Annotated in this window: 12 protein-coding genes; 9 read left to right on the top strand and 3 right to left on the bottom strand. The window is 50.2% G+C overall.

Annotated elements, in window-relative coordinates; genetic code table 11:
* The first annotated feature begins 19 nt into the window (after positions 1–19).
* The gene (locus BP71_RS16030) at positions 20–4,339 is read left to right on the top strand and encodes an FG-GAP-like repeat-containing protein (protein ID WP_496380920.1); all 4,320 of its coding nucleotides are present in this window, start codon (positions 20–22) and stop codon (positions 4,337–4,339) included.
* A gap of 377 nt (positions 4,340–4,716) precedes the next feature.
* On the opposite strand, the gene BP71_RS16025 is transcribed toward BP71_RS16030, so the two are convergent.
* Positions 4,717–7,074, bottom strand: a complete 2,358-nt coding sequence (locus tag BP71_RS16025; RefSeq protein WP_496380919.1) for a PAS domain-containing hybrid sensor histidine kinase/response regulator — start codon at positions 7,072–7,074, stop codon at positions 4,717–4,719.
* Positions 7,075–7,315: 241 nt separating this feature from the next.
* On the opposite strand from BP71_RS16025, the gene BP71_RS16020 reads away from it, so the two are divergent.
* The 7 genes from BP71_RS16020 (at position 7,316) to BP71_RS15990 (ending at position 21,108) form a co-directional block, all read left to right on the top strand.
* Positions 7,316–9,346 (top strand): PAS domain-containing sensor histidine kinase, encoded by a 2,031-nt coding sequence (locus BP71_RS16020; RefSeq protein ID WP_496380916.1) that lies wholly within the window; start codon positions 7,316–7,318, stop codon positions 9,344–9,346.
* Positions 9,347–9,842: 496 nt separating this feature from the next.
* On the top strand, positions 9,843–12,902 hold the full coding sequence (locus tag BP71_RS16015; protein ID WP_496380914.1) for a SusC/RagA family TonB-linked outer membrane protein: 3,060 nt from the start codon (positions 9,843–9,845) through the stop codon (positions 12,900–12,902).
* A gap of 26 nt (positions 12,903–12,928) precedes the next feature.
* Entirely contained in the window at positions 12,929–14,497 is a 1,569-nt protein-coding gene (locus tag BP71_RS16010; RefSeq protein ID WP_496380912.1) for a RagB/SusD family nutrient uptake outer membrane protein, read from the top strand.
* A gap of 38 nt (positions 14,498–14,535) precedes the next feature.
* Positions 14,536–16,125 (top strand): arylsulfatase, encoded by a 1,590-nt coding sequence (locus BP71_RS16005; RefSeq protein WP_496380910.1) that lies wholly within the window; start codon positions 14,536–14,538, stop codon positions 16,123–16,125.
* A gap of 41 nt (positions 16,126–16,166) precedes the next feature.
* Positions 16,167–18,479 carry an arylsulfatase gene (locus tag BP71_RS16000; RefSeq protein ID WP_496380908.1) on the top strand — a complete coding sequence of 771 codons (2,313 nt, stop codon included), beginning with the start codon at positions 16,167–16,169 and terminating at the stop codon, positions 18,477–18,479.
* Positions 18,480–18,495: 16 nt separating this feature from the next.
* The gene (locus BP71_RS15995; RefSeq protein WP_496380906.1) at positions 18,496–20,322 is read left to right on the top strand and encodes a sulfatase-like hydrolase/transferase; all 1,827 of its coding nucleotides are present in this window, start codon (positions 18,496–18,498) and stop codon (positions 20,320–20,322) included.
* A gap of 63 nt (positions 20,323–20,385) precedes the next feature.
* Positions 20,386–21,108 (top strand): thioredoxin domain-containing protein, encoded by a 723-nt coding sequence (locus BP71_RS15990; protein ID WP_496380904.1) that lies wholly within the window; start codon positions 20,386–20,388, stop codon positions 21,106–21,108.
* Between the two features lie 88 nt (positions 21,109–21,196).
* Here BP71_RS15990 and BP71_RS15985 read toward each other — a convergent pair whose 3' ends face one another.
* Together BP71_RS15985 and BP71_RS15980 are read right to left on the bottom strand one after the other, a co-directional pair.
* On the bottom strand, positions 21,197–22,822 hold the full coding sequence (locus BP71_RS15985; protein WP_496380902.1) for an NADP-dependent glyceraldehyde-3-phosphate dehydrogenase: 1,626 nt from the start codon (positions 22,820–22,822) through the stop codon (positions 21,197–21,199).
* Between the two features lie 109 nt (positions 22,823–22,931).
* Positions 22,932–24,260: an MATE family efflux transporter gene (locus BP71_RS15980; RefSeq protein ID WP_496380900.1), complete on the bottom strand. Its 1,329-nt coding sequence runs from the start codon at positions 24,258–24,260 to the stop codon at positions 22,932–22,934.
* Between the two features lie 257 nt (positions 24,261–24,517).
* Between BP71_RS15980 and BP71_RS15975 the strand changes: the two genes are divergently transcribed.
* Positions 24,518–26,896, top strand: a complete 2,379-nt coding sequence (locus tag BP71_RS15975; protein ID WP_496381849.1) for a TonB-dependent receptor domain-containing protein — start codon at positions 24,518–24,520, stop codon at positions 26,894–26,896.
* Positions 26,897–26,962: the final 66 nt, after the last annotated feature.

Here is a 26,962-nt window from a genome sequence, read left to right as displayed (position 1 = left end):
TTATTCAAACAAACGTTTTATGAAGATGAAAAAGAGTAGCGGACTTAAAGTCATTCCGATGCTTTTCCTGTTGGCCTTGCTACAGGGAAAAGAGGTGCCGAAAAGTAACCCCGGGTTTGAAGGAAGTGTGAGTCATCACAAGGGTAGTAAGCAAATTTCTCAAAAAGCGGTACAGGAGAATGCCGTTGAAGACAAAGGGAAGATTATGGAAATGATCGCGGAGCGGGAATATCATATCTCGACAGATGTGAAAGGGCGCTTACAAAGTCCCAACCGTGAGCAAGACCTCCGAGCTTATTATGAGCCCGGCGTTTTGCGTATTCAGAGGCGTAGAGAGTCAAATGGGAATCACTTTCAGTTTAAATTAATCAATAACGGAATATATGCAGATGGAAGAAAACTATACAATCCTCAAAAAGACGCATTTCAGCAAGAATCAGCCAATAAACTGATCATCGAGCATCATGGTTTCAAGGAAGAATTTATCAATAGTAAGGAAGGGATTCGCCAGAATTTCCTGATAGATCATGCGCCGGCAGGGACAAGTCAGCTCGCAGTACACCTGAAAGCTGAAGGGTTGATCGTAGAAGATATGAAAAACAGTCAGCTGCGTATGTATTCGCGAAATGAAGGAGGCAGGCAGCAGCAGCTGATTTATGATGATATCCATTGCTGGGACGCCAACGGCAAAGTACTCGAAGCCTCTTTATCTTATGTAAACAATGAAATTCACCTGGATGTCGACGTCCGGCATGCGGCTTATCCGGTAACCATAGATCCCATTGTAAAAAACGGAAATCCCACGAATGCCGCAGCTACAGTGGAAAGCGGGCAGGACATTGCAGGACTTGGCTGCTCGGTAACGAGTGGAGGAGATATTAACGGGGACGGGTACAGCGATGTGGTAGCCGGAGCCTATGCATACGACAATGGGGAGGCAAACGAGGGGGCAGCATTTATTTATTATGGATCTTCATCAGGAATATCCAGCACAGCGGCAACAATGCTCGAAGGAAATCAGCCCGGGGCTAATTTTGGTTTCTCTGTGGGTGGTGCCGGTGACGTTAATCAGGATGGATTCAGCGATGTGATCGTTGGTGCACCTAAGTACAGCCATGGAGCGGCAGAAGAAGGTGTAGCATTTGTTTACTATGGAGGCTTATCTGGTCTCTCGCAATCCGTCTCCACACTGATCGAGCGGGGCCAGGCGTCGGCAAATCTCGGATATTCCGTTTCCACGGGAGGAGACATTAATGGAGACGGATATAGCGATGTGCTGATTGGTGCTCCGTTTTATGATCTGGGAGAGGACAATGAAGGTTTAGTCTTTGCTTACTATGGGTCGTCTACCGGTGCGGCAAATGCCACTTTTGACTTTGTACAAAGTAATCGGCAGGACGCATTGTTAGGCTTTTCAGTAGCTTGCGCGGGGGATGTCAATGGCGATGGATTTAGCGACATGATCGTTGGATCCATTGGTTATAAGAACCCCATGGCATCTAATACTACCGGTGCAGCCCTGGTGTTTCATGGCTCTGCTGCTGCTGGTCTGATGTATTCCGTCACACTCTGGGCTAATTCTTCGGCTAATATGGGATTCTCTGTAGCCGGTGCAGGTGACGTGAATGGCGATGGATATAGCGACGTTATCGTTGGGGCCAACAAATTCAGGGAGGACGACGGCGCCGCATTTGTATTTCATGGTTCGGGTGTAGGTGTAAGTGCCTCCGCGGCTGCAACGCTGACTTTGATAGATGCTGACGCCGGGGTCGGGAATTCCGTTGCTTGTGCCGGGGATGTAAACGGGGATAATTTTAGCGATGTAATCGTAGGTGCTTCCAATTATACAAACGGACAGAGCAATGAAGGGGCTGCACTTGTATTTCACGGTTCCCTGCCTGGTGTGAAAACAGAAGCTGCATCTGTTATTGAAGGTGATCAGGCTAGTGCCAATATGGGTTTCTCCGTGGCCAGTGCGGGCGATGTCAACGGAGACGGTTACAGTGATATTGTTACAGGTGCTTACACATACGACAATGGAAATACAGATGAAGGGGCTGCATTTGTGTATCACGGCTCGGCGAGCAGTGCCAGCACCACATTCAAGATCACAAAAGAAATGAATCAGGCAGAGGCATCTTTCGGGTATTCCGTGTCGAGTGCGGGAGATGTGAATGGGGATGGTTTCAGTGATGTGATCGTCGGAGCGCCCTACTTTGATCAGGGGGAAGAAAACGAGGGTGCAGCTTTTGTCTTTCATGGCAGCATCTCAGGATTGTTGTTCCCGGGAGGAAGTATTGAGGGGGATTTTAAAGACGCTCAGATGGGTTACTCCGTAAGTTGCGCGGGAGATATGAATGGGGATGGATACAGTGATGTGATCATCGGTGCGCCTGGTTATGACAATGGTGAAGCAAAAGAAGGAGCAGCATTCGTTCTCAAGGGTTCTTCCACCGGCGTTAGTTTTGGTTGGTGGCAACTGATATTGGATGCCGATCAGGCCGACGGGGCTTATGGGAATTCGGTTGCCGGTGCAGGTGATGTGAACGGAGATGGGTATGGTGATGTAATTGTAGGTGCTTTACTTTATGACAATGATCAGATAGATGAGGGAGCCGCATTTGTTTATCACGGATCCGAACAGGGAGTCAGTTTGGTACCCGAGAAGATGATCGAGGCGGACCAATCTCTTGCAGTGATGGGCTACGCGGTGAACGGTGCGGGTGACATCAATGGGGACGGCTTTAGTGATATCGTGGTGAGTGCAGTTCTTTATACCAAAACGCAGACGGAAGAAGGAATGGTAAGCATCTACTACGGCTCAAAAAACGGGTTGATTTATGATTCGCCTCAAACGTTTTGGGGAGACCAGCTGGGAGCCGGCCTGGGATCGTCGGTATCGAGTGCAGGCGACATCAATGGAGATGGTTATGGAGATGTTGTGATCGGTGCCTATCGATACTTTAACGGAGAGCTCGAAGAAGGGGCTGCGCTGGTTTACCAGGGGAAATCAACCGGCCTGGATCTGGCTTCGGTTAGAATATTGGATAGTAACCAGAGTGGTTCATGGATGGGGAGCGCTTCTGCCAGTGCGGGGGATGTGAATGGGGATGGTTATAGCGATGTGATCGTTGGAGCGCGTAACTATAACCTGGGAGCAGGAAACGAAGGAGCCGTTTTTATATATCATGGTTCTGGTTCGGGAATCGCTTCTGTGGCAGCAGGTACCATCAATTTAGGTCAGGTTGGAGCAGATTTTGGTCTCTCGGTGGGCAGTGCCGGGGATATCAATGGTGACGGATACAGTGATGTAATCGTCGGCGCGGACCATTATACTAACGTTCAAAATAATGAAGGGGGCGCGTTTGTGTATCTGGGGAACCTGGGTAGCGCCGCGGGAACAAGGAATAATCTCGTGCTTTACAACTCCGATCTGAGTACACTGATAGAACACAGCAGCATTTCCAAAACCGATTTTGGAATCGGGTTGCAGGAAAAGTCTTTTCTGGGTCGCACGAAAGGGAAGTTGGTCTGGGAGTCCAGGAAAGAAGGGGAAGGCTTCTCCAACTCACCCATCACGAACAGCACGCAGTCGACTGCCCAGCAGGGGGCTTACACTGATTTGGGAACGTTTACCCTTGAATTGAAAGACGTCGTCGCAAAATTGGGTAAGGCAACAAAAGTGAGAGCCAGGACCAAGTTTGATCCGGTGACGGCTATAACCGGACAGGTATATAGCCCATGGCGTTATGTCAGTGCATTCTCAGCAGGTTGGAGCCTGAATGAAAGCACGCCTTTGCCTGTGACGCTCACCAGCTTTTCAGCAAAACGTGTCGAGGAGCACACATATATGGAATGGTCAACCGCTGAGGAAATCGATAGCAAAACTTTTGAGATCCATAGAAGTGCAGATGGTAAGAACTGGGAGGTTATAGGCGAGATAGCAACCCGGGGGACGTCGGGCCAGGAAAATCGTTATGATTTTAGCGACTGGAAGCCCTTGGCTGGCAAAAACCTGTACCGGTTGAAAATGATTGACATTGACGATACCTATGCTTACAGCAATATTCGGGCAGTGGCCTTCGATGCACAGTCGTTACGGAATTTGATCAGCATTTATCCCAATCCTGCCTCGACTAAAATACTGCTGCACGGTCAGTTCGAAGGGATTAACGTAATGCGGCTTTTGAATTCTTCTGGTCAAGTTGCGGCAGAGATTCCCAATTTCTCCGAAGAAATCAATGTAGAAAAGCTACCAACCGGCATCTATATTCTTTTGACTGAATATAAAGACGGTACACATGAGTCGCAGAAAGTGATTATCAACCACGACCTGTGAATTGAATTTAATCAGAAAAGAGAGCCTGTGCCATCACCACGGGCTCTCTTTTTATCCTTTGAATAAGTGACATATTTCGATTAATCAATATTTGTTTGGATGTCACGACGGAGAATGGAAATTAGGCTATCATTTTAAAAGCCATCTCCTGAATTATTGCCCATGAAATATGATGTAAAATCGCCTGTCTGGGCAATGGTTCTGCTCGCTATTTGCGTAGTCCTGAGGTTTTGCGACCCATGGCTTTTCGGGGCAGAAGTTGGTAAAGCGGTCAGGGTAGGAAATTTAAGTCGGAAGGGTATCTGGAGAGTGCAAAAAGGAGAAGTTTCGACTGCCACCTCCGGGAAGGCACCGACCGACTCGGTCAGCGAATCACGTCACTTCTTTCGGTAGGAAGCAATCTTGGCATACAGCTCAGCGGGAGAAAATGGTTTGCTGATATAATCATTCATGCCTACTGTAAATGCAATGTCTTTGATATCCATCATGGCGGAGGCAGTAAGGGCGATAATAGGTAGTTGCCGGTACTTTTCTTCCGGAAGTTGCCGAATGCGGGAGGTAGCTTCATAACCATCCATTTCTGGCATCTGAAGGTCCATCAGTACAAGGTCATAGTCATTAGCCTGCACCTTTTCCAGGGCAATGAGTCCGTTTTCAGCCAGGTCGTATTGTACCTCCCACTGCTTCATAAAATTCTTCATCAGCAGGACATTGATATTATTGTCCTCCACGATGAGGACTTTCATTCCGTTGAGGTTGAAATGGTTGGTGGCAGGTCCGTTAACGTGTTTGGCCAGATGCTTTTCGCTAACACGGAATGTGAGACTGAAATAGAAAGCAGAACCTTTGCCTGGTTCGCTTTCCACATGGATGCTGCTCTGCTGCAGTTCGAGGAGCCGCTTGGTAATGGTGAGACCGAGACCGGAGCCACCATATTTGCGGGTGGTGTCGGAAGTAGCCTGCGTAAAGCTGTCGAAAATGTTTTCGATTTTATCATGTGGAATACCGATACCGGTATCTTCCACGCGGAAGTTGATGGTGACCTGCTCGTCTTTACGGTCTGAAACAGCTGCCGAGAGGGTCACTTTCCCCGTTTCTGTGAATTTAACAGCATTGCTGACCAGGTTGGTCAAAATCTGTCCCAGTCGTACAGGGTCGCCAATCACCGTAATGTTGACATCATTCGCGACTTTCAGTCTCAGCATAATCCCTTTTTCATTGGCCTTTTGCAGAATGCCGGAGCGAATGTTTTCCAGCAATGAAAGAACATTGAAATCGACCTCTTCAAATTCGATCTTTCCCGCTTCTATTTTGCTGAAATCCAGAATGTCGTTGATCAGTACCAGGAGGTTTTCTGCGGAGAACTTCAGGATGTTCAGGTACTCCATCTGCTCAGGTTTCGGGTTCTGCTGTAAGAGCAAATGGGTGAAACCGATCACCGCGTTCATAGGGGTTCGTATCTCGTGGCTCATGGTCGAAAGAAACTGCGATTTGGCAATGGCAGCGGCTTCTGCCAGTTCCTTCGCCTTGATGAGTTCCCGTTCGGTTTTCTTCTGATCGTCGATGTCCATAATCGCGCCATAGAGCTTGGTGACCCTGCCACTGGCGTCAATGAATGGTTTGCCGATCGCGTGAATGAATTTTACCCGGCCGTTGGGCAATACAATGCGGAGGTCGAAACTGGCAGGTTGGAGGTCGTTGATTGCGTCACGAATATGGGATTTGTATTTTGGCAGGTCGTCCGGATGGATCATGCGGGAGAATAACTCCGTTTCCGGCCCCGCCTGGCCAGGTTCAAAGCCGAATATGCGGAATGCCTCGTCGGACCAAAAATTCTGCCCGGTCAGCAGATCTGCCTCCCAACTGCCACTATGGGTGAGTTGCTGGGATTCAGACAGCATCGCTTCATTGCGGCGAATTACTTCCTCGGCACGCTTCCGGTGGGTAATATCATGCCATACCACCAACAGGACCTTCTTGTTATTGATCATGACCGGGTTGAGGGTGACTTCCACCGGAAATTCCTCACCATCCATTCTTTTGTGAATCCATTCAAAACGGTTATAGCCATTTTCGTATGCCAGCCGGTCCATTTCCACGGATTTTTCGGATGACAGTCTGCCATCAGGCTGGAACTCCGGTGAAAAGCGGGCTGGATGGATTGAAAGCAACTCGCTTTTGTTTGTGCAACGCAACATTTTGACAGCGGCCTCATTACAATCCATGATCCCTGTCTTATCCAGCAGCAAATGCGCATCAGTGGAATATTGGAAGATAACGCTCAGCTTTTCTTCCACCAGCTTACGTTGGGTCAGATCCTGTAAAACACCGTCGAGCTTCCCGGGTTGCTCTTTTTGCATTACATTTTCATGAATATCCGCGACCGATCCCACCATCCGTTCGGGCCGTCCGTTTTCGAACCGTACATTGCCCCGGCATTCAAAATAGCGATAACCGCTCTTTTTGGTTTTCAACCGGACATGTACCAGGTAAGGTATATTGTTCTCCAGTTGTTCCCGGATCGCCTCTGCAACGATCTGCTTGTCGTCGGGATGTACAAGTAACTCCGTAAACGATTCATAACCGGTCGGAATCTCTCCCGGGTCGTATTCGAGCAGTTCAAAGAAGCGGTCGGACCAAACCTGGTGGTTTGTTTCGAATACCCAGTCCCAGATCCCGGCGTTGACGCCTGCAATCACCATCTCGAGAGACTCTGTGGAAAACTTGGATCCCATATCGTGAACCGTAGAATTAATTCGCTTAAATGTAAGGCAGTTTCTGGTTTTTTTACTCAAAAAACGGGGCCATTATTGCCAGAAAATATGTGAATGTTCTAAAAACGAGTGGGTTCTGTGAACCGGTTGTGCCGGTCGATTTTTCAATGTACGAAGGATCTTACGCTTATTCAACTCCCCTGCTTTGCTATTTCGTGGCGGTCGGCGTAAATTGGTAGGTGTTGAACTGGCGAACCCCTATATGAATCCAGAAGCGGATGCGTTGCAGAAGCGCATTGAAGAACTGAAAGCAGAACTGGATGCCGTGCGGCTGATGCAAGCGGCCGGTACGGATATGCAGGCGCGTATACAGGAAACAGAAGACCGTTTCCGGGCTATCGCCGATACGGCCCCTGTGCTCATATGGCTCTCCGGACCCGATAAGCTTTGCTATTTTTTTAACAAAGGATGGCTGGATTTTACGGGAAGGACTTTCGAGCAAGAGCAGGGAAATGGTTGGGCGGAAGGTGTGCATCCGGATGACTTCGACCGTTGTATTGCCATTTATACTTCTCATTTCGACGCCCGCAAAGAGTTCAGTATGGATTATCGTCTTAGAAGGCATGACGGTGAGTACCGCTGGATCTGGGATAAAGGAGTGCCAAGATTTACCGGTAATGGCACTTTTATTGGGTACGTGGGAGGCTGTATGGACATTCACGATCAGAAAACCTTCTCGGAGCAACTGGAAAGGAAGGTGGAGGAGCGTACACAGCAGCTGAAAAGGTCGGAACAGTTTCTGCAGGCGATCCTGAACACGGCCGGTGATAGCATTGCATCGTATGAGGCAGTCCGGAATGAGGCAGGTAAGATTATGGATTTCAGAATTGCTTACTCCAATGAAGATACATTCTCGCAGGTCGGGAAGAGTGGAGCGGAGATCGTCGGACGAACTTGCCGGGAGGTTTATCCAGGCATTTTTCGCAATGGCGTTTTTGAAAAACTGGTTCGATGTATCGAGACGGGGGAGCCGGATACTTATCAGATTGATCTACGCCGCGACGGCCAGATTTTCTGGTTCGACGCTTCCATTGAGAAGCTGGGCGACAGCGTGACCGTGACGGCCCGGAATATATCCGATGAGCTAAAAGCGGATCTGAAACTGAAAGATCTTAACCGTCAGCTTAAAATCCAGAACTCCATCTTCAAACATTCGGAAGAGAATGCCGGCATGGGCAGTTACGCGTGGAATGTGGCTACCAACGAGCTGGAATGTTCGGATAACCTTTTCCGGCTGGTCGGTTATGCGCCCCGGGAGTTTACCCCGTCGTTTGAGCAAATTTTGTCTTTTCTGCACCCCGATGACCGCCACCAGGCTATCCGGGACGGGATCAGGGCGTATGAAACAAAGGTTATCGTGCAGAATACCTATCGGGTTATCACCAAAAACGGAAGTGTCAGGCATTTCAGGCTGAGCGGCAATTTTATAAGGGAGGATGATAACCAACTGATGATCGGCGCATTGCAGGATGTGACCAAGGATATCGAGCTGAACGACACGTTGCATCAAAAAAATATGGAACTGCGCCGTAACAACGAGGAGCTTGCTTCTTTCAGCTACGTGGCTTCGCACGATTTACAGGAGCCATTGCGCAAGATCCGCGCGTTCAGCAGCCGGATCATGGAAAAGGAATCTCAGTATTTTTCAGAAAATACCAGGGACTACTTTTCGAGGATCATTGCCGCCTCCGCGCGTATGCAAAAGCTGATCGAGGCCTTGCTGAGCTATTCCGGGACAAGCGGTGTTAACTTCAAATTGGTGTATACGGACCTGAATCTGATTATGGACGAGGTCAAGAGCGACCTGGAAGAATTGATCAGCGAAAAGGGCGCGGTCGTCGAAGTTGACAAGCTTCCGTCATTGAATGTAATTCCCGTGCAGTTCCATCAACTGATGCAGAACCTCATTAGCAACGGTATCAAATACAGCAGCCCGGAACGCGCGCCGGTCGTACGGGTGACGTCTCAAATGACCGAAGCCAGCGAGGACGGCGAATTCTGGCAGATCAGCGTGGCAGACAATGGGATCGGCTTTGACCAGCGTTACGAAAACCGTATTTTTGACTTGTTCCAAAGGCTTCACGGTAGAAACGAGTATGAAGGTACCGGCATTGGGCTGGCGATCTGCAAGAAGATCGCCCAGAACCACCATGGATACATTGTCGCAGAAGGAACTCCCGGCGTAGGATCGGTATTCCATGTGTTTATTCCCGCAGGGGAGCCGCGGACTTAGTTGTTAAGCGGCAAGACTTTGCATATGTCGGTGTTGCGATTGTAAAAATCCGGTAATGTTTTTGTAAAAGCGGTCTTTTTGAAAAGTTCCGGTGAAAATCCTTGCGTTTTAATTTTTAAGAAGTTTACTTTGTCTATCATATTTATAGACTATATAAAGTGATTTGCCGGATTAACCACCAGTCGGGCAACTATTCATCCAAAATTCTTATCGTACCTATGAAAGCGAAAGATTTACTTCTTATCCAACGGCCTCGCGCCGGGAGGATGGTGGTTTCTGATTGTCCCCGTTCCACAGCATTGAGCTGTTCCTGTTGTTGACCTCCAGGGGTTAATCCCATCTGTCTGATCATTACTGCCCCATGCGCCCCAAAATGCGACGGGCATCGATTACGTGCATACTTTTCCCGGCTTCGCACAGATTGGTCGGGTAGACGTATATACATAATGGTGTGCTATTGTCCGTCCGGATTATTCATCTTATCAACCACAAATAAATGATTAAGAAACTTTATTACCTGCTCATACTGACAGGTGCAATGCTTACAGGCTCTTTTCACGCCCTGGCCCAGGATGCCATTACGGGTGTGGTCAAAGATGAATCGGGGCAAGGACTTCCCGGCGCGACGGTGGTCGAAAAAGGGTCCACCAAATACGCTCTGACGGACGTGGACGGGAAATTCAGCATTCCTCCGGCCAAAGAATTCCCTTTTACATTGCAAATCAGCATTACCGGCTTCCAGCAGCAGGAAATCGAGATTTACGAACAGCCTGCGGAGGCCGTGGAGATCGTTTTGAAAACCGCCAACCTCCTCGATGAGGTGGTTGTGGTAGGTTATGGCGAGCAAAAAAGAAAGGATATCACCGGTTCTGTGGCTTCCGTACCCATTGAAATCAAAAGTCAGCCGGTAGCTTCGGTAGAGCGCCTTTTGCAAGGTTCCGTCGCGGGGGCAGTTGTGACGCAGACATCCGGGCAGCCGGGCGGGGGCGTGAGCGTGCAGATACGCGGGAACAACTCCATTACCGCCGGTAGTGACCCATTGTATGTAATCGACGGTTTCCCGATCAATAACGACTACGGCCTGACCGACGCCGGTGTGACCGACGGATCGAAAATTAACCCATTATCTTCCATTAACACGGCTGATATCGAGAATATCGATGTTTTGAAAGATGCTTCCGCCACAGCGATTTACGGTTCGCGCGGTGCGAACGGGGTGGTGATCATTACGACCAAAAGCGGTAGCAAAAACAAGTCTTCCATTAACTACGACGCCTATTACGGTTCTCAGAAAGTATTGCGCACATTGCCTTTGCTGAATGCGGCGCAATGGTGGCAACTGAGAAAAGATGCTGCGGCCAACTCGGGCAAAACCGCTTCGGTCCCGAACATTGCAGGTTATTCGCTTGATACTACCGGGGCTGGTACCGACTGGCAGGACGCCGCATTCCGCAGTGCTTCCATTCAAAGTCATAACCTTTCCATTCTTTCGGGTTCGGACAAAACCAAGCTTGCGATTTCAGGTAACTATTTCAAACAGAATGGTATCCTGCAAAATACCGACTTCCGCCGTTTCTCTGCGCGGATCAATCTGGACCACCAGTACAACGACCGCTTCCGCATTTTCACCAGCCTGAATGCCAGCAATACCAAAGCCAACGTAGCACCCAACGCGATCGTCGGTAACCTTCTGCTAACGCCTCCCGCATTGCCTATTTACCAGGATAATGGCACGTTCGTGATCAACAGCCCATTTGAATCGGCGTTGCAAAACCCGATCAACTCGCTTTACAACCAGTTGAACGAGACGATTACCAACCGTTTTCTGGGTAATGTTTCGGGAGAATACACGATCGCGGATGGTTTGAAAGCCAAAATCCTGATCGGTGCCGATGTGGTGGGCAACAAGCAAAACCGCTATTTGCCAAGTACCACGGCAGAGGGCCAGGCATTGAGCGGCGACGCCATTGTAGGGTCTGTATTTACGACTAACTGGTTGAACGAGAACACGATCAGCTACGACAAGGAGTTTGACGAAAAGAACAAGATTAACGCGGTAGCCGGTTTCACAGCCCAGGTATCGGAAACCAAGGGGGCTATCGCCGAAGCGGCGGGCTTTGCCACGGATGCTTTTGAATATAACAACCTGGCCACCGGTATCACCAACATCGCTCCCCGGTCTCTGGCTTCCAAATGGTCGCTGGCCTCCTATCTGGGACGTATCAACTACATTTTTGATGAGCGCTACCTGTTTACGGTTACATTGCGTGCGGATGGTTCGTCGAAGTTCGGTAGTGGCAACAAATGGGGCTATTTCCCTTCCGCGGCAATTGGCTGGAATGTAAATGAAGAGAAATTCTTTCAGCGTTTCAAAAAGATCAGCCTGCTGAAACTGAGGCTAAGCGCAGGGCAGACGGGTAACCAGAATATTCCGGCTTACCAGTCACTGTCCCAGCTGAGCTATTTCCGCTACAACTTCTCGAACACCACCGTATCTGGCTACGCGCCTAATACCGTACCTAACCCCAACCTTGGCTGGGAAAAAACCTTCCAGGTGGATGCGGGTGTGGATATTGGTTTGTTCAAAAACCGGATTAACATTATCGCCGACTACTATTATAAGAAAACCACCGATCTGCTTCTGACACGCACGGTACCAGGTACTTCCGGTCTGTCCGACTTTTACAACGGACAAGCTTCTGTCGTGTATCAGAACATCGGTGCGGTTTCCAACCAGGGTGTTGAATTGTTCATTAACTCACGGAACCTAGAAGGTCCTCTGAAGTGGAACACGATCTTTATCTTTTCGAAAAATACCAATAAGATCCTGAGCCTCGGTGATGGTGTGAACCAGATCATCCCGGTGATTTCGGCACCATCCATTGCCAAAGTTGGCTATCCGCTGGGTTCTTTTATCGTGTACAAAACCGACGGCATTATCCAGGAGGGTGAGGCTCCATTGACCCCACAGCAAAACAAAAGTCCCGGCGGCCAGAAGTATAAAGACATAGATGGAGACGGTGTGATTACACAGGCAGGCGACCGTGTAGTAGTTAAAAACCAGCCCGCATTTACTGGCGGTATTACCAACACACTCAATTACAAAGGGTTTGATCTGACTGTATTCTTCCAGGCATCGATTGGTGGCAAACTGTATAATGCCAACCGCGCCAACCTTGAACTGGGAACGGGTTATACCAACGGATCGGACTTGCTCGTGAACCGCTGGACACCTGCCAACACAAATACCGACGTAAAAGCGGCATTCCAGGATCCTGCGATCACGATTTCGGACCGGTTTATCGAAGACGCGACCTACTATCGTTTGAAAAACCTCTCATTCGGCTACACGTTCCCGAAAGAGCTGCTTTCGAAACTGCGTATCGAGAATCTGCGGTTGTATGTGTCAGCCCAAAACCCGAAAACATGGACCAAATACACCGGCTTCGATCCCGAGGTCAGTCTGAATGGCCAGTCGCTGATCAATAAGGGGGTTGATCAGGGTGTATATCCGAACAACAAATCTTACCAGGTAGGTTTGTCCCTCACTTTCTGATAACCACCACTCCAAAAACGATTGAAATGAAAGCATTTAAATATATTCTGTTGGGTTTCACGGCATTTGTATCGCTGTCCTGCGAGGAATTCCTGAAAGAAGAACCGGAGGCATTTTTGTCCGAAGATCAATATTACAAAACGCAGGCTGATGCAGTCAACGCCGTGAATTCGGTGTATTTCTTCCTGAATTCAGGAGGGTCGTCAATCCAGACACCCTATAATACGCTTTTCAATACCGGGATGAACATGGCCGGTGACGATGAGGATCCGGGACCGGGAGCGACCAACCCGGACGTACGCTCACTGTCGGTACTGGCGCATTCGTCCACTAACCTGCGGATCTATGAAATCTGGCAACAGCATTATGCCGCGATAAAAAAGGCAAACGTGGTACTGGAAAAGGTCCCGGCCATCAGTTTTGACAATGCATTGAAAACACGTTTGCTGGGCGAGACCAAGTTCCTGCGCGCATTGTATTACTTCAACCTGGTGCGTTTGTACGGCGACATTCCGCTGATCCTGGAATATCAGAAATTTGTCAACGCATCGGACTATGCGATTGCCAAATCTCCCGCCGCGGATATTTACACGCAGATTGAGAAAGACCTCACCGAAGCCGCAGCGGTGCTTCCTGCCACGTATGCGTCACCCAACGTAGGGCGCGCGACAGCGGGAGCCGCGAAGGCGTTGCTCGCAAAAGTGTATCTGACGCAAGCTTCGTTTCCATTAAAAGTGAGCGCGCACTATCAGGATGCGGTGAATAAGGCGGAAGAGGCGTTGTCGTCGGCCGATGGGGGAACCGGTACTTACGGGTATGACCTGGTGAGTAACTATGCAGACGTTTTTTTACCTGCCTCCAAAAACAACAAAGAGCATATTTTCTCCGCCCAGTTCAAATCCAATTCGCTGGCGCAGGGTAACAATGAATGGCCCCGGGCGATTTTGTCGGGTGTTCCCGGTCTGAATGGCAACTATGCGCATATGGTACGGTTTTACACGCAGGGCAACGACAAGTTTTTCAGCATTTACAAATTGTTTAAACCGGGGGATAAACGGCGGGACGTCACATTCGTCAGAAGCTTCACCAGCCCGTCGAACGGCCGTAAGTATTCGCTTCCCATCACTAACGCAGCTGTGCCCGGTGATTCGACGCCATTCTGGAATAAATGGGCCGACCCTGCCTCGACTGCCGTGACCAACCAGTCGGCTGCGAATGTACCCATCATACGCTATGCGGAACTGTTACTGATCCATGCCGAGGCTGAAAATGAGGCCAACGGGCCGACGCAAAAGGCTTATAAATCGCTGAACAGAGTTCGTAAACGTGCAGGATTGCCCGATCTGACCGCCGGGCTGACCAAAGACCAGTTCCGTGACTCGGTGTATCTCGATCGCCGTTTGGAACTGACCTACGAATACCAGCGCTGGTTCGACCTGATCCGTCAGCGTGACGCGGCCTACAATAGCACATTTGTGGCAAACCAGCAGAAAGTAGGTAAGACTAACGCGGCACCTAAGCATGTCTATTATCCGATCCCGCAATCCGAGATCGACAACAATGCATTGCTGAAACAGAATCCGCTCTGGGAGTAATGCTGCGCCAAGTTTGTAATCTGTGTTATTGAATATTGATGAATAGAAAAGCTTCCTTTTGGATGGGCATGGTATGGGCACTGGCGGTTACCACGCCGGCGCCCGCCTTGGCACAACTGCGATCCGAAAAGCCCAATATCGTGCTGATATTGGCGGATGATATGGGTTTTTCGGATCTCGGAAGCTTTGGCTCTGAAATCCGGACACCGCATCTCGACCGGCTCGCTCACGAAGGTTTACGCATTACGCAATTTTACAATGGCGGCCGTTGCTGCCCTTCGCGTGCAGCGCTGCTCACGGGCCTGTATCCGCATCAGGCGGGCGTGGGGGATATGGTGCAGGACAAGGGCACGCCGGCTTACCAGGGGTATCTGAGTAAAAACAGCGTGACGATCGCGCAACTGCTGAAAACAGCGGGTTACAATACGATTGTTTCCGGGAAATGGCATGTCGGGCTGGTACCGTCTGCCTGGGCCGTGAACCGGGGCTTCGACCAATCGTTTACATTGCAAAATAACGGAAGTAGTTATTTCGACTCGGAACCGCTTTACAACGACGGTCGGACGGTTACCTTCCAGTTGAATGGCCGCCCGGTACAGCGGTACGACACTTCACGCTATCTCACACAAGCCATTACAGATTTTGCGCTCCAGTCGATCGACCGCATTAAAGACCAGGACAATCCCTTCTTTTTGTACCTGGCCTACAACGCACCGCACTGGCCTATTCAGGCACTGCCAGAGGATATTGCCCGGTATAAGGGCAAGTATATGCAAGGCTGGGATGTTCTGCGCGATGCCCGTTACCGGAAGCTTGTCTCATTGGGGATTATTCAAAAAGAATGGAAGCTATCACCCCGATACGAAAAAGCGCCGGAATGGAATGCATTATCGGCGGCTCAAAAGGATCAATGGGACACCCGAATGGCCATTTACGCGGCCATGATCGACCGGATGGACCATTGCATCGGACAGGTGCTTGACAAACTGAAGGCCATCGGGCGTGACCGGAATACGCTGGTGCTTTTTGTTTCGGATAATGGGGGGAGCGGTGATACGGTCCGCGAATGGAGTTATGTAACCCAAAAAACAGGCGAGCCAGGTTCCGTAAACTCAATTGACAGTTATGACCCGCCCTGGGGCAATGCAAGCAATACGCCGTTCAGACTTTTCAAGAAAAATACCCATGAAGGAGGTATTGCATCCCCGTTCATCGCATGGTTTCCGCGAAAAATAAAGGCTGATGCATTAAGCAGGCAGGTGAGCCACATTACCGATATCATGCCGACGCTGCTGGAAGTCGCGGGTATCGGTTATCCCGAAGTATTTGGAAACGAAAAACTTACTCCGCTTGCGGGCAATACATTGACCCGACTGTTCCGAAATCCCGAACAAACAGAGCAGAAAACCATTTTTTGGGAACACGAAGGCAGTCGAGCCGTCCGTAAGTTGGATTGGAAACTGGTTGCGGAGATCGGGCAGCCTTGGGAGTTGTACGATCTGAGCGCGGACCGGACAGAACGTACCAATCTCGCCAGCCGCTATCCTGAAAAAGTAAAGGAGCTCGAAACAGAGTACTTTGAATGGGCTCAAAAAGTCGGGGTAGTAGACTGGAATACCATCAAATAGCATCAACGGTTGACATACAACATTCAAAAGAATAAAAGGATATGGAAAAAGTATATCGTAAATGGAATCACCTGGGGATGAGTGCGCTCGTTGCACTGGCATTGCAGGGGGGAGCGCATGCGCAATACGCACCGGCGCCTGCTTACCGGGGAAAAATCGGTAAAACCGTCGCGGAAACGCAACAAGCATGGCCGGAAAAGAAAAAAGCCGTAGCTGGTGCACCCAATGTAGTCTGGATCCTGCTGGATGACATCGGTTATGGTGCCATCAGTACATTCGGCGGGCTGATCCATACACCTACACTGGATAGCCTGGCCAACAACGGGTTGCGTTACACCAATTTTCATACAACGGCTATTTGCGCACCTACCCGGGCATCGCTGCTGACGGGGCGTAATCAACATTCGGCGCATATGGGGCTTTTCCCCGAAACCGCCATTGGCACACCCGGTTATGATGCAATCATTCCTTTTGAAAAGGGAACCGTCGCTGAAATCCTGAAAGACAACGGTTACAACACATTTGCATTGGGGAAATGGCATATCACTCCATTGGCCGATCTTACACCCGCCGGCCCATTCAATCGCTGGCCGACCGGGCGTGGCTTTGAGCAGTTTTATGGTTTTCCGTCAAGAGGAAGCATCGACCAATGGCATCCCGAATTATGGGAAGGGACACACCGTGAGCCGGACCGGCAGGATGGAAAACATTTCAACGAACTGATCGCTGATCGTGCGATTAGCTACCTGGCTAGCCAGAAGTCAGGAAATCCCGATAAGCCCTTTTTCCTGTATGTGGCCACAGGAGCGGGCCATGCGCCGCACCAGGTGGCAAAGCAATGGTCGGATAAATACAAAGGCAGGTTCGATGCGGGCTGGGATGTCTACCGCGAACAAGTGCTGGCGAACCAGATCAAACTGGGCGTGGTGCCGAAGAGTGCCAAACTCGCACCCCGTAATCCTGGGGTGAAGGATTGGAACACGCTGGGTGCCGACGAAAAGAAATTGTATGCCCGTTTTATGGAAACCTATGCGGGCTTCCTGGAATATACCGACTATGAGATCGGGCGGGTGATCGACCATATTCGTGAATCGGGAGAGTTGGATAATACCATTGTGATCATATCGGTAGGGGACAACGGGGCAAGCAAGGAAGGTACTTTTGTAGGAACCGTCAACAACTTTGGGGCCGGTATTGCGGAAGAGGAGCGACTGAAAAAGAACATCGAACAGATCGACCTGATCGGGACGGAATTCTCCAAAGTGAATTATCCGCTTGGCTGGGCAGCAGCCACGAACGTGCCATTCCGGCATTGGAAGCAGGATGCGAACTCGGAGGGAGGAACACATAATCCGCTGATTGTTTTTTACCCCAAAGGCATCAAAGAAAAAGGAGGGATACGCAATCAATACGGGCATGTTTCGGATATTTTACCTACCACACTCGAATTGCTGAATATCAAAGCACCCACTGTGCTGAATGGTATCAAGCAGGATCCCATCGAAGGGACGAGTCTCGCTTATAGCCTGAATGATGCTAGTGCAAAAAGCCGCCACACGGTGCAGTATTACGAAATCCGTGGTTCCCGCTCGATCTATAAAGACGGCTGGAAAGCAGGTTCCCTGCACGTTAAGGGCCAGGATTTTGAAAAGGATAAATGGGAGCTGTACAATCTCAACGACGATTTCAACGAGACGAACGACTTGTCAGCGTCTCAGCCTGCAAAACTGAAAGAGCTTAAAGCACTGTTCGATAGTGAGGCATTGAAGTACAATGTTTATCCGCTGAAAGACGGTACCGAACCATTTACCTTACCGACGGCCTACAACAATGTCGATAGAGTTGTTTTATATCCCGGGCAATCGACAATCATCGACGTCGCAAGCCCGTTTGCGCTGAAACGGTCCTTTTCGATCGTGGCAGACGTCGAATTGCCGGGTGTGGAAACAGAAGGCGTGCTGTTGTCGAGGGGCGGAGCAGCCGGCGGATTGAGCTTTTTTATCCAGAACCAGAAATTGCAATTCGTGTACGCCGTTGGCGACGGGAATAAATACCTGGTCAGTTCGGCGAATGCAACATTGCCAAGCGGTAAAGCGGAGCTGAAGGCTAGTGTTCAATATGATGAGAACGGTGGTGGCGTGATCACTCTGTATGTCAACAATACAAAGGTAGGGGAAGGAGTGCTTGCCAAAACTTCGGATGCATTGTATCTCCACGAAGGTGTTAATGTCGGCTTCGATGATCTGACACCGGTAGGGGATACCTATAAAGTGCCTTTTGCATTCACTGGAAAGATTAACAGGGTGACTATCGATCTTGCACCGGCGCAGCAAGCGCATTTGGGGGCGAAATGATGTAACGACAACTTAAATGAACAAACCAATCCATAAAATCCTTTGGGCAATCCTGGTCATCGCATTATGCCCCGCCGTTCATGCCCAGGACCGCCCGAACATTCTCTGGATCGTAAGCGAAGACAACACTACGTTGCTGGGCAGTTATGGTGACAAGTTTGCGACGACACCTAATCTTGATGAATTCGCTTCGGAAAGCATCCGGTACGTGAATGCGTTCTCGACCGCTCCCGTGTGTGCACCCTCGCGTAACACACTCATTACAGGCATGTACCCGCCCTCGCTCGGGACCGAGCACATGCGGAGCGTGTATCCATCGCCCGCCTTCGTGAAGTTTTTCCCGAAATACCTGCGGGAAGCGGGCTACTATACGACCAACAATGCTAAGAAGGATTACAATACGACGGATCAGGCCGATGCCTGGGACGAGTCGAGTAGCAAGGCCACTTATAATAACCGCAAGCCGGGACAGCCCTTCTTTGCGGTTTTCAATCTGAACGTGTCGCACGAAAGTTCCTTGCATGAGCCATTGGCATCGCTCCGTCACGATCCTGAAAAAGTGCCGTTGCCGCCCTATCACCCGGTTACCACCGAGCTGAAACACGACTGGGCGCAATACTATGACAAGCTGGAAGAAATGGACCGCCAGTTCGGCGCATTGCTTAAAGGATTGAAGGATGAGGGGCTGGCTGAAAATACCATTGTTTTTTACTATGCGGACAACGGCGGTGTCCTGGCGCGAAGCAAGCGATTTATGTACGAATCGGGGCTTCATGTACCGTTGATCATACATTTTCCGCTGAAGTACGCGCATTTGGCAAAGGAAAAACAGGGTAGTGTGTCCGACAGACTGGTGACCTTCCTCGATTTCGCGCCGACAGTTTTGAGTCTGACCGATATCCGGGTGCCCGATTACATGCAGGGAGGCGCATTCCTTGGCAAACAGCAAAAGCCGGAACCGGAATATGCCTATGGTTTCAGGGGACGAATGGACGAAAGGATCGATATGTCGCGGTCGGTCCGGGACAAGAAATTCCGGTACATCCGAAATTATCTGCCTAACAAAATTTACGGGCAATATCTGGAATACTTGTGGCGCGCACCGTCGGTGAAGTCGTGGGAAGATCTCTACAAAGCAGGTAAACTGAATGTGGTCCAGTCGAAATTCTGGGAGCCGAAGCCGTCCGAGGAGCTTTTTGATGTGGTAGCCGACCCGCATAACATCCACAATCTGGCCAATGATCCCAAGTATAGAAAGGAGCTGGAAAGGCTTCGCAAGGCCAATGTGGAATGGATTCGCAGCTATAAGGATATTGGTTTCATTCCCGAAGCGATTATCTATGAAATTGCGAAGACCACGCCTCTGTATGATTACGCCAGAAGCGGAAAGTATGCCATTGAAAAGGTGATCACAACGGCAGACATCGCTTCATCACGCAATGCGGCCCACACAAAGGAATTAATCCAGGCATTGTCGGATGCCGATCCGGTTGTGCGCTATTGGGCAGCCACCGGGCTGACGGTACTGAAAGCGCCGACCGGTAAAGCGGCATTGCAGAAGGCGCTCCAGGACAGGGAGCCAGCCGTCCGTATTGCTGCGGCCGAAGCGCTTTACGTCACCGGCGCAGATAAGCCGGGAGCGGTTGCCATGCTCGTTGAAACGTTGAAAAGCGACAACCCTTATGCGCGGTTGCAGGCGCTAAATGTCCTCGATCTGACCGGTAAAGACGCCGCACCGGCCATGGCCGATGCCGAGAAAATCGCAAGCCGGCAAGCAGCCATGTTTGACTACGATATCAGGGCAGCAAAGGTGCTGCTCGATCATTTCAGGAATACGAAATAAACCAGAAAGTAGATAGCTAACGCCAACCGCCGGAAGCAAACCATCACTTTTAAACCAGTTACGATGAAAACTTTGAAACCAATGCTCACATTGGTATGGGTGCTCTTTGCCTATACCGCATCGTTCGCCCAGACTGCCCCGAAACGGGATCTTGTTTCATTTGAGGAATTTGAGGCCCGGCTGACCAAAGCCGGAAAGAATGCGCAGATCCTGGATGCACGCCTCCCCGAAGAATATGCGCAGAACCACCTGGACGGGGCCGTCAGTTTCAGCGTCGCCAATGAAGCTGATTTTACGAAAAGCATCGCCAAACTCGACAAAACCAAACCGACCTTTATTTATTCCATTGGAAATGGCCGGAGTGGTAAATTGGCCAAAGACCTCCGCGAGAATGGCTTCCGGGAAGTTACCGAGCTGCCGGGCGGATTGAGCAAATGGATCGGTCTGGGCAAGCCTGTCGTTTCAACCGTCGGGGCGGGTCTGTCTCTCAACGATTACCAGGCATCCCTGAAATCGGACAAACTGGTGCTGGTGGACTTCGGCTCACGCTATTGCGGCTCCTGCAAACGGCTGGCTCCAATTGTAGACTCTCTGAAACACGAGCAGGCCAGCACCTTAAAGGTGATCAACATTGAGGCATACGAAAATAAAGCCCTCACTAAAGAACTGGGGGTAACCGCATTGCCGACGCTGATCCTGTACCGCGGAAACCAGGTAGTCTGGAAAAAAACCGGTGTGACGCCGAAAGGAGAAATTGAACGGGTGCTGGCGGAGGCGAATTTGTGATACCTAGCATTGATCACCAATTACCAAATGGCAAAACGCTCATTCAGTTTCCTGGATGAGCGTTTTGCCATTTAATAATTAACTAAAATCAGAATATAAACTTCGTACTCAAAAAGTTCGAGGTATCCTCATGTACGATTTCGTTGATCAGCTGCTTGTTGGCGTCGTTCATTTTGAATGCCACGAGTGAGCGGATCGAGAAGGCGCGGATGGCGTCCGGAACGGACAGGGTGCCCTCGGCGCTGTCTTTGCGGCCGGTGAAGGGGAATACATCCGGGCCGCGCTGGCATTGCGTGTTGATGTTCACCCGGCTGACCTGGTTTACGAGTGGGTCGATCAGTGCAGCGACTTCGTCGGCATTGTTACTGAAAATGCTGACCTGCTGGCCGTGGGTCGATTCGATGAGGAATTCGATCGTTTCTTCCAGGTCGTCGAAAGGTACTACCGGTACGATTGGTCCGAATTGCTCTTCATGGTACAGCTTCATCTTGTCATTCACCGGGTACACAACAGCGGGATAGAAGAATGAACCTTCCGATTTGCCGCCGTTTTCGTTAACAACCTTAGCCCCGTGTGCTTCCGCGTCGGCAATGCAATCGTTGAGATACTCGATCTTATTGGTTTCCGGAAGCGGTGTAAGCGATACGCCTTTTTCCCAGGGCATTCCGAATTTCAGTTCGCCGACAGCCGCATTGAATTTTTCGAGGAATTCGTCTGCGACACTGCGGTGCACCCACACGATCTTCAACGCCGTACAACGCTGACCATTGAACGAAAGTGACCCGGTGATGATTTCTTTTACCGCCAGGCTGAGATCTGCATTCGGAGTGACGATAGCTGCATTTTTGGCATCCAGACCGAGCACTGCGCGGAGCCGGTTTACTTTCGGGTGGGATTTTTTTAGCTCATTGGCCACCTTGCTGGAACCTATGAGTGTCAGGACGTTGATCTTGCCTGAGTGCATCAATCCCGGAACAATCGCGTTGCCGCGTCCATAGATAATATTTACCACACCCTTAGGGAAGCAATCCCGGAACGCTTCCTGTAGTGGATAATGTAATAACGTACCAAATTTTGGCGGCTTGAACAAAATGGTGTTGCCCATGATCAGCGCAGGGATCAGGGTGGTGAATGTCTCATTCAGCGGATAGTTGAACGGTCCCATACAAAGCACCACACCCAACGGCGAGCGTCTTACCTGTGCCGCAATGCCGTCGACGATATCAAACCCGGACGAAACCCGGTCGAGGTTTTTGAGCGAGTCGATGGTGGCATAGATATATTCAACGGTGCGGTCGAATTCTTTGACTGAATCGGCAAACGACTTGCCGATCTCCCACATGATGAGCTTGACGATGATGTCCTTTTGCTCGATCATCTTGCCTGTGAACTGCTCAACGCAATGAATTCTTTCGGCGACGCCCATCGTAGGCCATTCGCCGCGCCCGTTATTGTAGGCAACTACGGCGGCATCGAGCGCTTCCGCGGCTTCGGCGGCAGTACACACCGGATAGCTTCCGATGAGTTTGCGTTCGAGGCCGTTGGAGGTATTCACACAAACAGGCGAAAACACCTCGTGAAACGGTCCGTCCCAGGTTTTCATTTCGCCATTGCACAGGTACTCGCGCTGGTGGATCAGGGATGGCAGGCTGAATTCTGCCGGGATGTCTTTTTCTTCAACAAAGATGTTCCTTAACGTGGAATTGAAATCCATTGAGTGAGATTTTTGTGGATAAAGATTGATTAAAAAAGCGCACTGGGATAATGACGAAGTTTCGCAATTATATCCTTATCAACAACTCAAATTTCACAGAAGTTTTTGTCTAAACCTGATTTCTTCGCGTCATTTTAAAGAAACGGGTCATCAGGAAAACAGACGCAAGCGTAAGCCCGAGGATCAGTCCCAGCCACATACCTGATGCACCCATCTCGAAACGGAAGGCAAGTGCATAACCTACCGGAATGCCGATCACCCAATAGGCGATCCCGATGAGCACCGTGGGCGTTTTGACATCCTTGATTCCCCGCAACAAACCCGCTCCGATGGCCTGTGTGCTGTCCGAGATCTGGAACACAGCGGCAAAAAGCAGTAGCAAAGCCGCCAGTCCGAGTACTTCCGCATTGTCGTTGAACGCTTTGGGAAGCTGGTTGCGGAATATACCAAACGTAATGGCGCAGATGGTACCATAAATCAGCGCGGTGAGCAGGGTGCTTTTGCCGATGACAAAAATCTTCGCCCAGTCGTTCCTTCCCAAGGCATTGCTCACACGGATGGAGCCGGCCTGAGCGAGGCCCATCGAAACCATGAAAGTGAAGGAAGCACTGCTCAATGCAATCTGGTGGGCCGCCTGCGCAACAGCGCCCAGCGTACCGATGATAATGCCCGATACCGCGAACGCACCTGCTTCCATGCCGATCTGCAGGCTGCTCGGCACACCTATGTGCAACAGTTCACGCCAGGTATGCGCTTTCAGGTGCCATTGGCTGCGACTTACCGCAATGTACTTTTTGAAGGTGCGGTGTTTCAGGATTACGAAGAGCAATGCCAGGAACATACAGGTACGTGTGATGAGCGTTGCCCAACCGGCCCCTGCGAGTTCGAGACGGGGAAAACCCCAGTTACCGTAAATCAGCAGCCAATTGAGAAGGATATTCAGCGGCATACCGGCCAGTGAAAAGATCATCGCGGTGCGTGTGTGTTCCAGGCCGTCGGCAAATTGCTTCAGGGTCATAAACAGGAGCATCGGGATAATGGAGAGCCCCATCAGCTGCATGAAAGGAATGGCGAGTTCTACTACCTCGGGGTCCTGGCCCAGGTTATGCAGGTAGTCTTTTCCAAAAACCAACGTCATTGAAATCGCCAGTGCCGTAAGTGTGCAAAGGCAGAACCCGTTGAACAGGTAATGCGAAACCTGTTGGGCATCGCGGCGGCCGTTGGCCAGGGAGACCATTTGGGAAACCGAGATCGTCATGCCGATCCCGATTACGAATGGAATGTTCATCGCATTGATCACCAGTGCCGCTGCGGCGAGCTGTTTGTAGCTGATGGCGCCTACCATCGCGCTGTCGATCAGGTGAAGGGCCATTTGGGCCAGCTCACCGATGATAATGGGGAATGCAAGTTTAAGAGTTTGTGATGCTTCGTTTTTCATGGTTTTGTCTGGAAGTGCAAAAAGTCTGCAAAGGTACGTAAAACCGACGCAGGGAGGGAAAGTTTCTTATTAATATATCATTGCAGTAGAGTAAAACAGGGCGACAAAGCGGTTTGTAAGAGTAACTACTTTTTAAGGATTTGAGAAAATACTACAAGGAAATAATGGCGATTCAGAGCAGGTTGAAGCAGAGCATCCCCCAGGGAAAATTACAGGTGTGTGCGTGGCTGGGGTTGGTTTTTTTTATATCGGGAACCATGTCCGGGGCTTCTTTTGCCCAAAGTGGAGCGAAACTGAAAGTTACGGGAAAAATTATCGATGGGGCCAGCAACGCACCATTGGGTTACGCGAGCATCAGGCTCTTCAAAACCGCCGACAGCTCGTTCGTATCGGGGGCCATTACGGATGAAACGGGGGGCTTTATCGTCGATATTACGGCAGGTTCCTATTATGCATTGTCTGAATTTATCGGTTACAAACCGCAGTATACGCCCGGCATTAAACTGACCGCCGCGAATTCCCCACTTAACCTTGGTTCCATTAAAGTGACGGCTTCCGCACGTACGCTGGATGAGGTGACGGTACAGGCGGAAAAGAGTTCGATGGAATTGTCGCTGGACAAGCGGGTTTTCAATGTGGGCAAAGATTTGGCCAATGCCGGCGGTACGGCGGTAGATATTCTTACCAATGTCCCATCCGTCGCAGTGGATGTGGAAGGCAACGTAAGCCTGAGGGGAAGTGGTAATGTACGTATCCTGATCGATGGCAAACCGTCTGGTCTGGTGAGTATTAAAGGTGCGAGCGGACTGGCCCAGTTGCAGGGAAGTATGATTGATCGGGTAGAGATCATCACCAATCCTTCGGCGCGCTATGAAGCCGAGGGGATGGGCGGTGTGATTAATATTGTCCTCAAAAAGGAGCGCAAGGAGGGCATTAACGGTTCTTTCGATGTCATCACGGGACATCCGACTAACTTTGGCGGTGCGGCCAATGTGAATTACCGGAAGAAGAACCTCAATTTCTTCATCAACTACACGATGTCCTACCGGAATACGCCGGGTAAAAACTATGTGTATCAGGAGCTTTACCGCAACGATTCCACATTCATCATGGAACGGGATATGCGCAGCAATCTGAAAGGGATGGCCAACAGTGCACGTGGAGGGATCGATTATTATTTCAATGCCAAGAATGTGCTGACGGGCGCATATACCTGGCGGACGAGCAAGGGCAAGCGTTTCTCGACACTCGATTACCGGGATTATCTCTCCGATCTGGGCAACATGACCACCTACACCCGCCGCACCCAGGACGAAACGGAGACGGAACCGAATTCGGAGTATGCATTGACCTACAAAAAGACATTTAACCGCAAAGGACAGGAATTTACCGCCGATGTACGGTATCTCGACAATTGGGAGGATTCGGACCAATATTATCATGAGAATGTTTACAAACCGGATGGCAGCCCATCGGGTATTCCGCCGTTGTTGCAGCGTGCAGTAAACTATGAAACGGAAAAACAACTGCTTTTTCAGGTCGATTATATACACCCTTTTGCAAAAGACGGGAAGCTTGAAATGGGGGCGAGAAGCAGTTCTCGGGATATGACCAACGACTACACGGTTACCCAGCAGACAAGCGACGGGGGATGGGTGACGCTACCGGGACTTACCAACGACTTTCTGTATGAAGAGAATATCAATGCGGCCTACGGGATTATCGGTAACAAAACCGGGAAGTTTTCCTACCAGGCCGGATTACGGGCAGAATGGACAGGCGTCACGACTACGCTCCGACAAACGAATGAGGTCAATGACCGGAAATATGCCAATTTGTTCCCGAGCGTTCACGCGACTTATGATTTTGCCAAACAAAATGCGCTGCAGCTCAGTTACAGCCGACGCGTTCGCAGGCCGCAATACAACGACCTGACCCCATTTGCGACTTACAGCGATAACCGGAACTATTGGAGCGGGAATCCCGATCTGAACCCTGAATTTACCCATGCCTTCGAACTGGGGCATATTAAGTATATGTCCAAGGGATCGTTGACATCCTCGATCTACTATCGGCACACCAATGGCAAGATCACAAGCATCCGACGCGTGCAGGACGATGGCAGTTCTTACACGCGCCCGGAAAATCTGGGGACCGAAGATGCTTATGGTGCTGAATTCGCCGGTTCATTTACTCCTTACCAGTGGTGGAAACTCGACGGGAGTGCGAACTTTTTCAGGGCGATTACCGACGGGACCGGCCTGGACGAAGAGTTCAAGAGCGATACATACAGCTGGTTTGTGCGGATGATGTCGCGCTTTACCCTTTGGAAATCTGCTGACGTGCAGCTGAGAGGCAATTATGAAGCCCCGCAACAGACACCTCAGGGCCGCAGAAAGGCTTTGGCGACGCTGGACCTCTCTGCAACGCGTGACATCCTGAAAAACAATGGAACGCTCACATTGAGCATCGTGGATGTCTTCAATTCCCGCAAATTCCGTTCGATTACGGAAGGTGCTAATTTCTACGCACGCAACAGCTCACAGGGGCGTTTGCGGCAGATTAACCTCACCTTAAACTACCGTTTACATCAGGCGAAAAAGAAGCCGAAAGAGTCTTTGGAAGGAGAATTTTAATCCGTTTTGGTTTACGGTGACAGTTTTATTGCCTACCTTGTATATTCTTAGCAGGGTTTGATTGCT

Source organism: Dyadobacter ginsengisoli DSM 21015, assembly GCF_059568735.1.
This window is presented reverse-complemented; position numbering and strand designations above follow the sequence as displayed.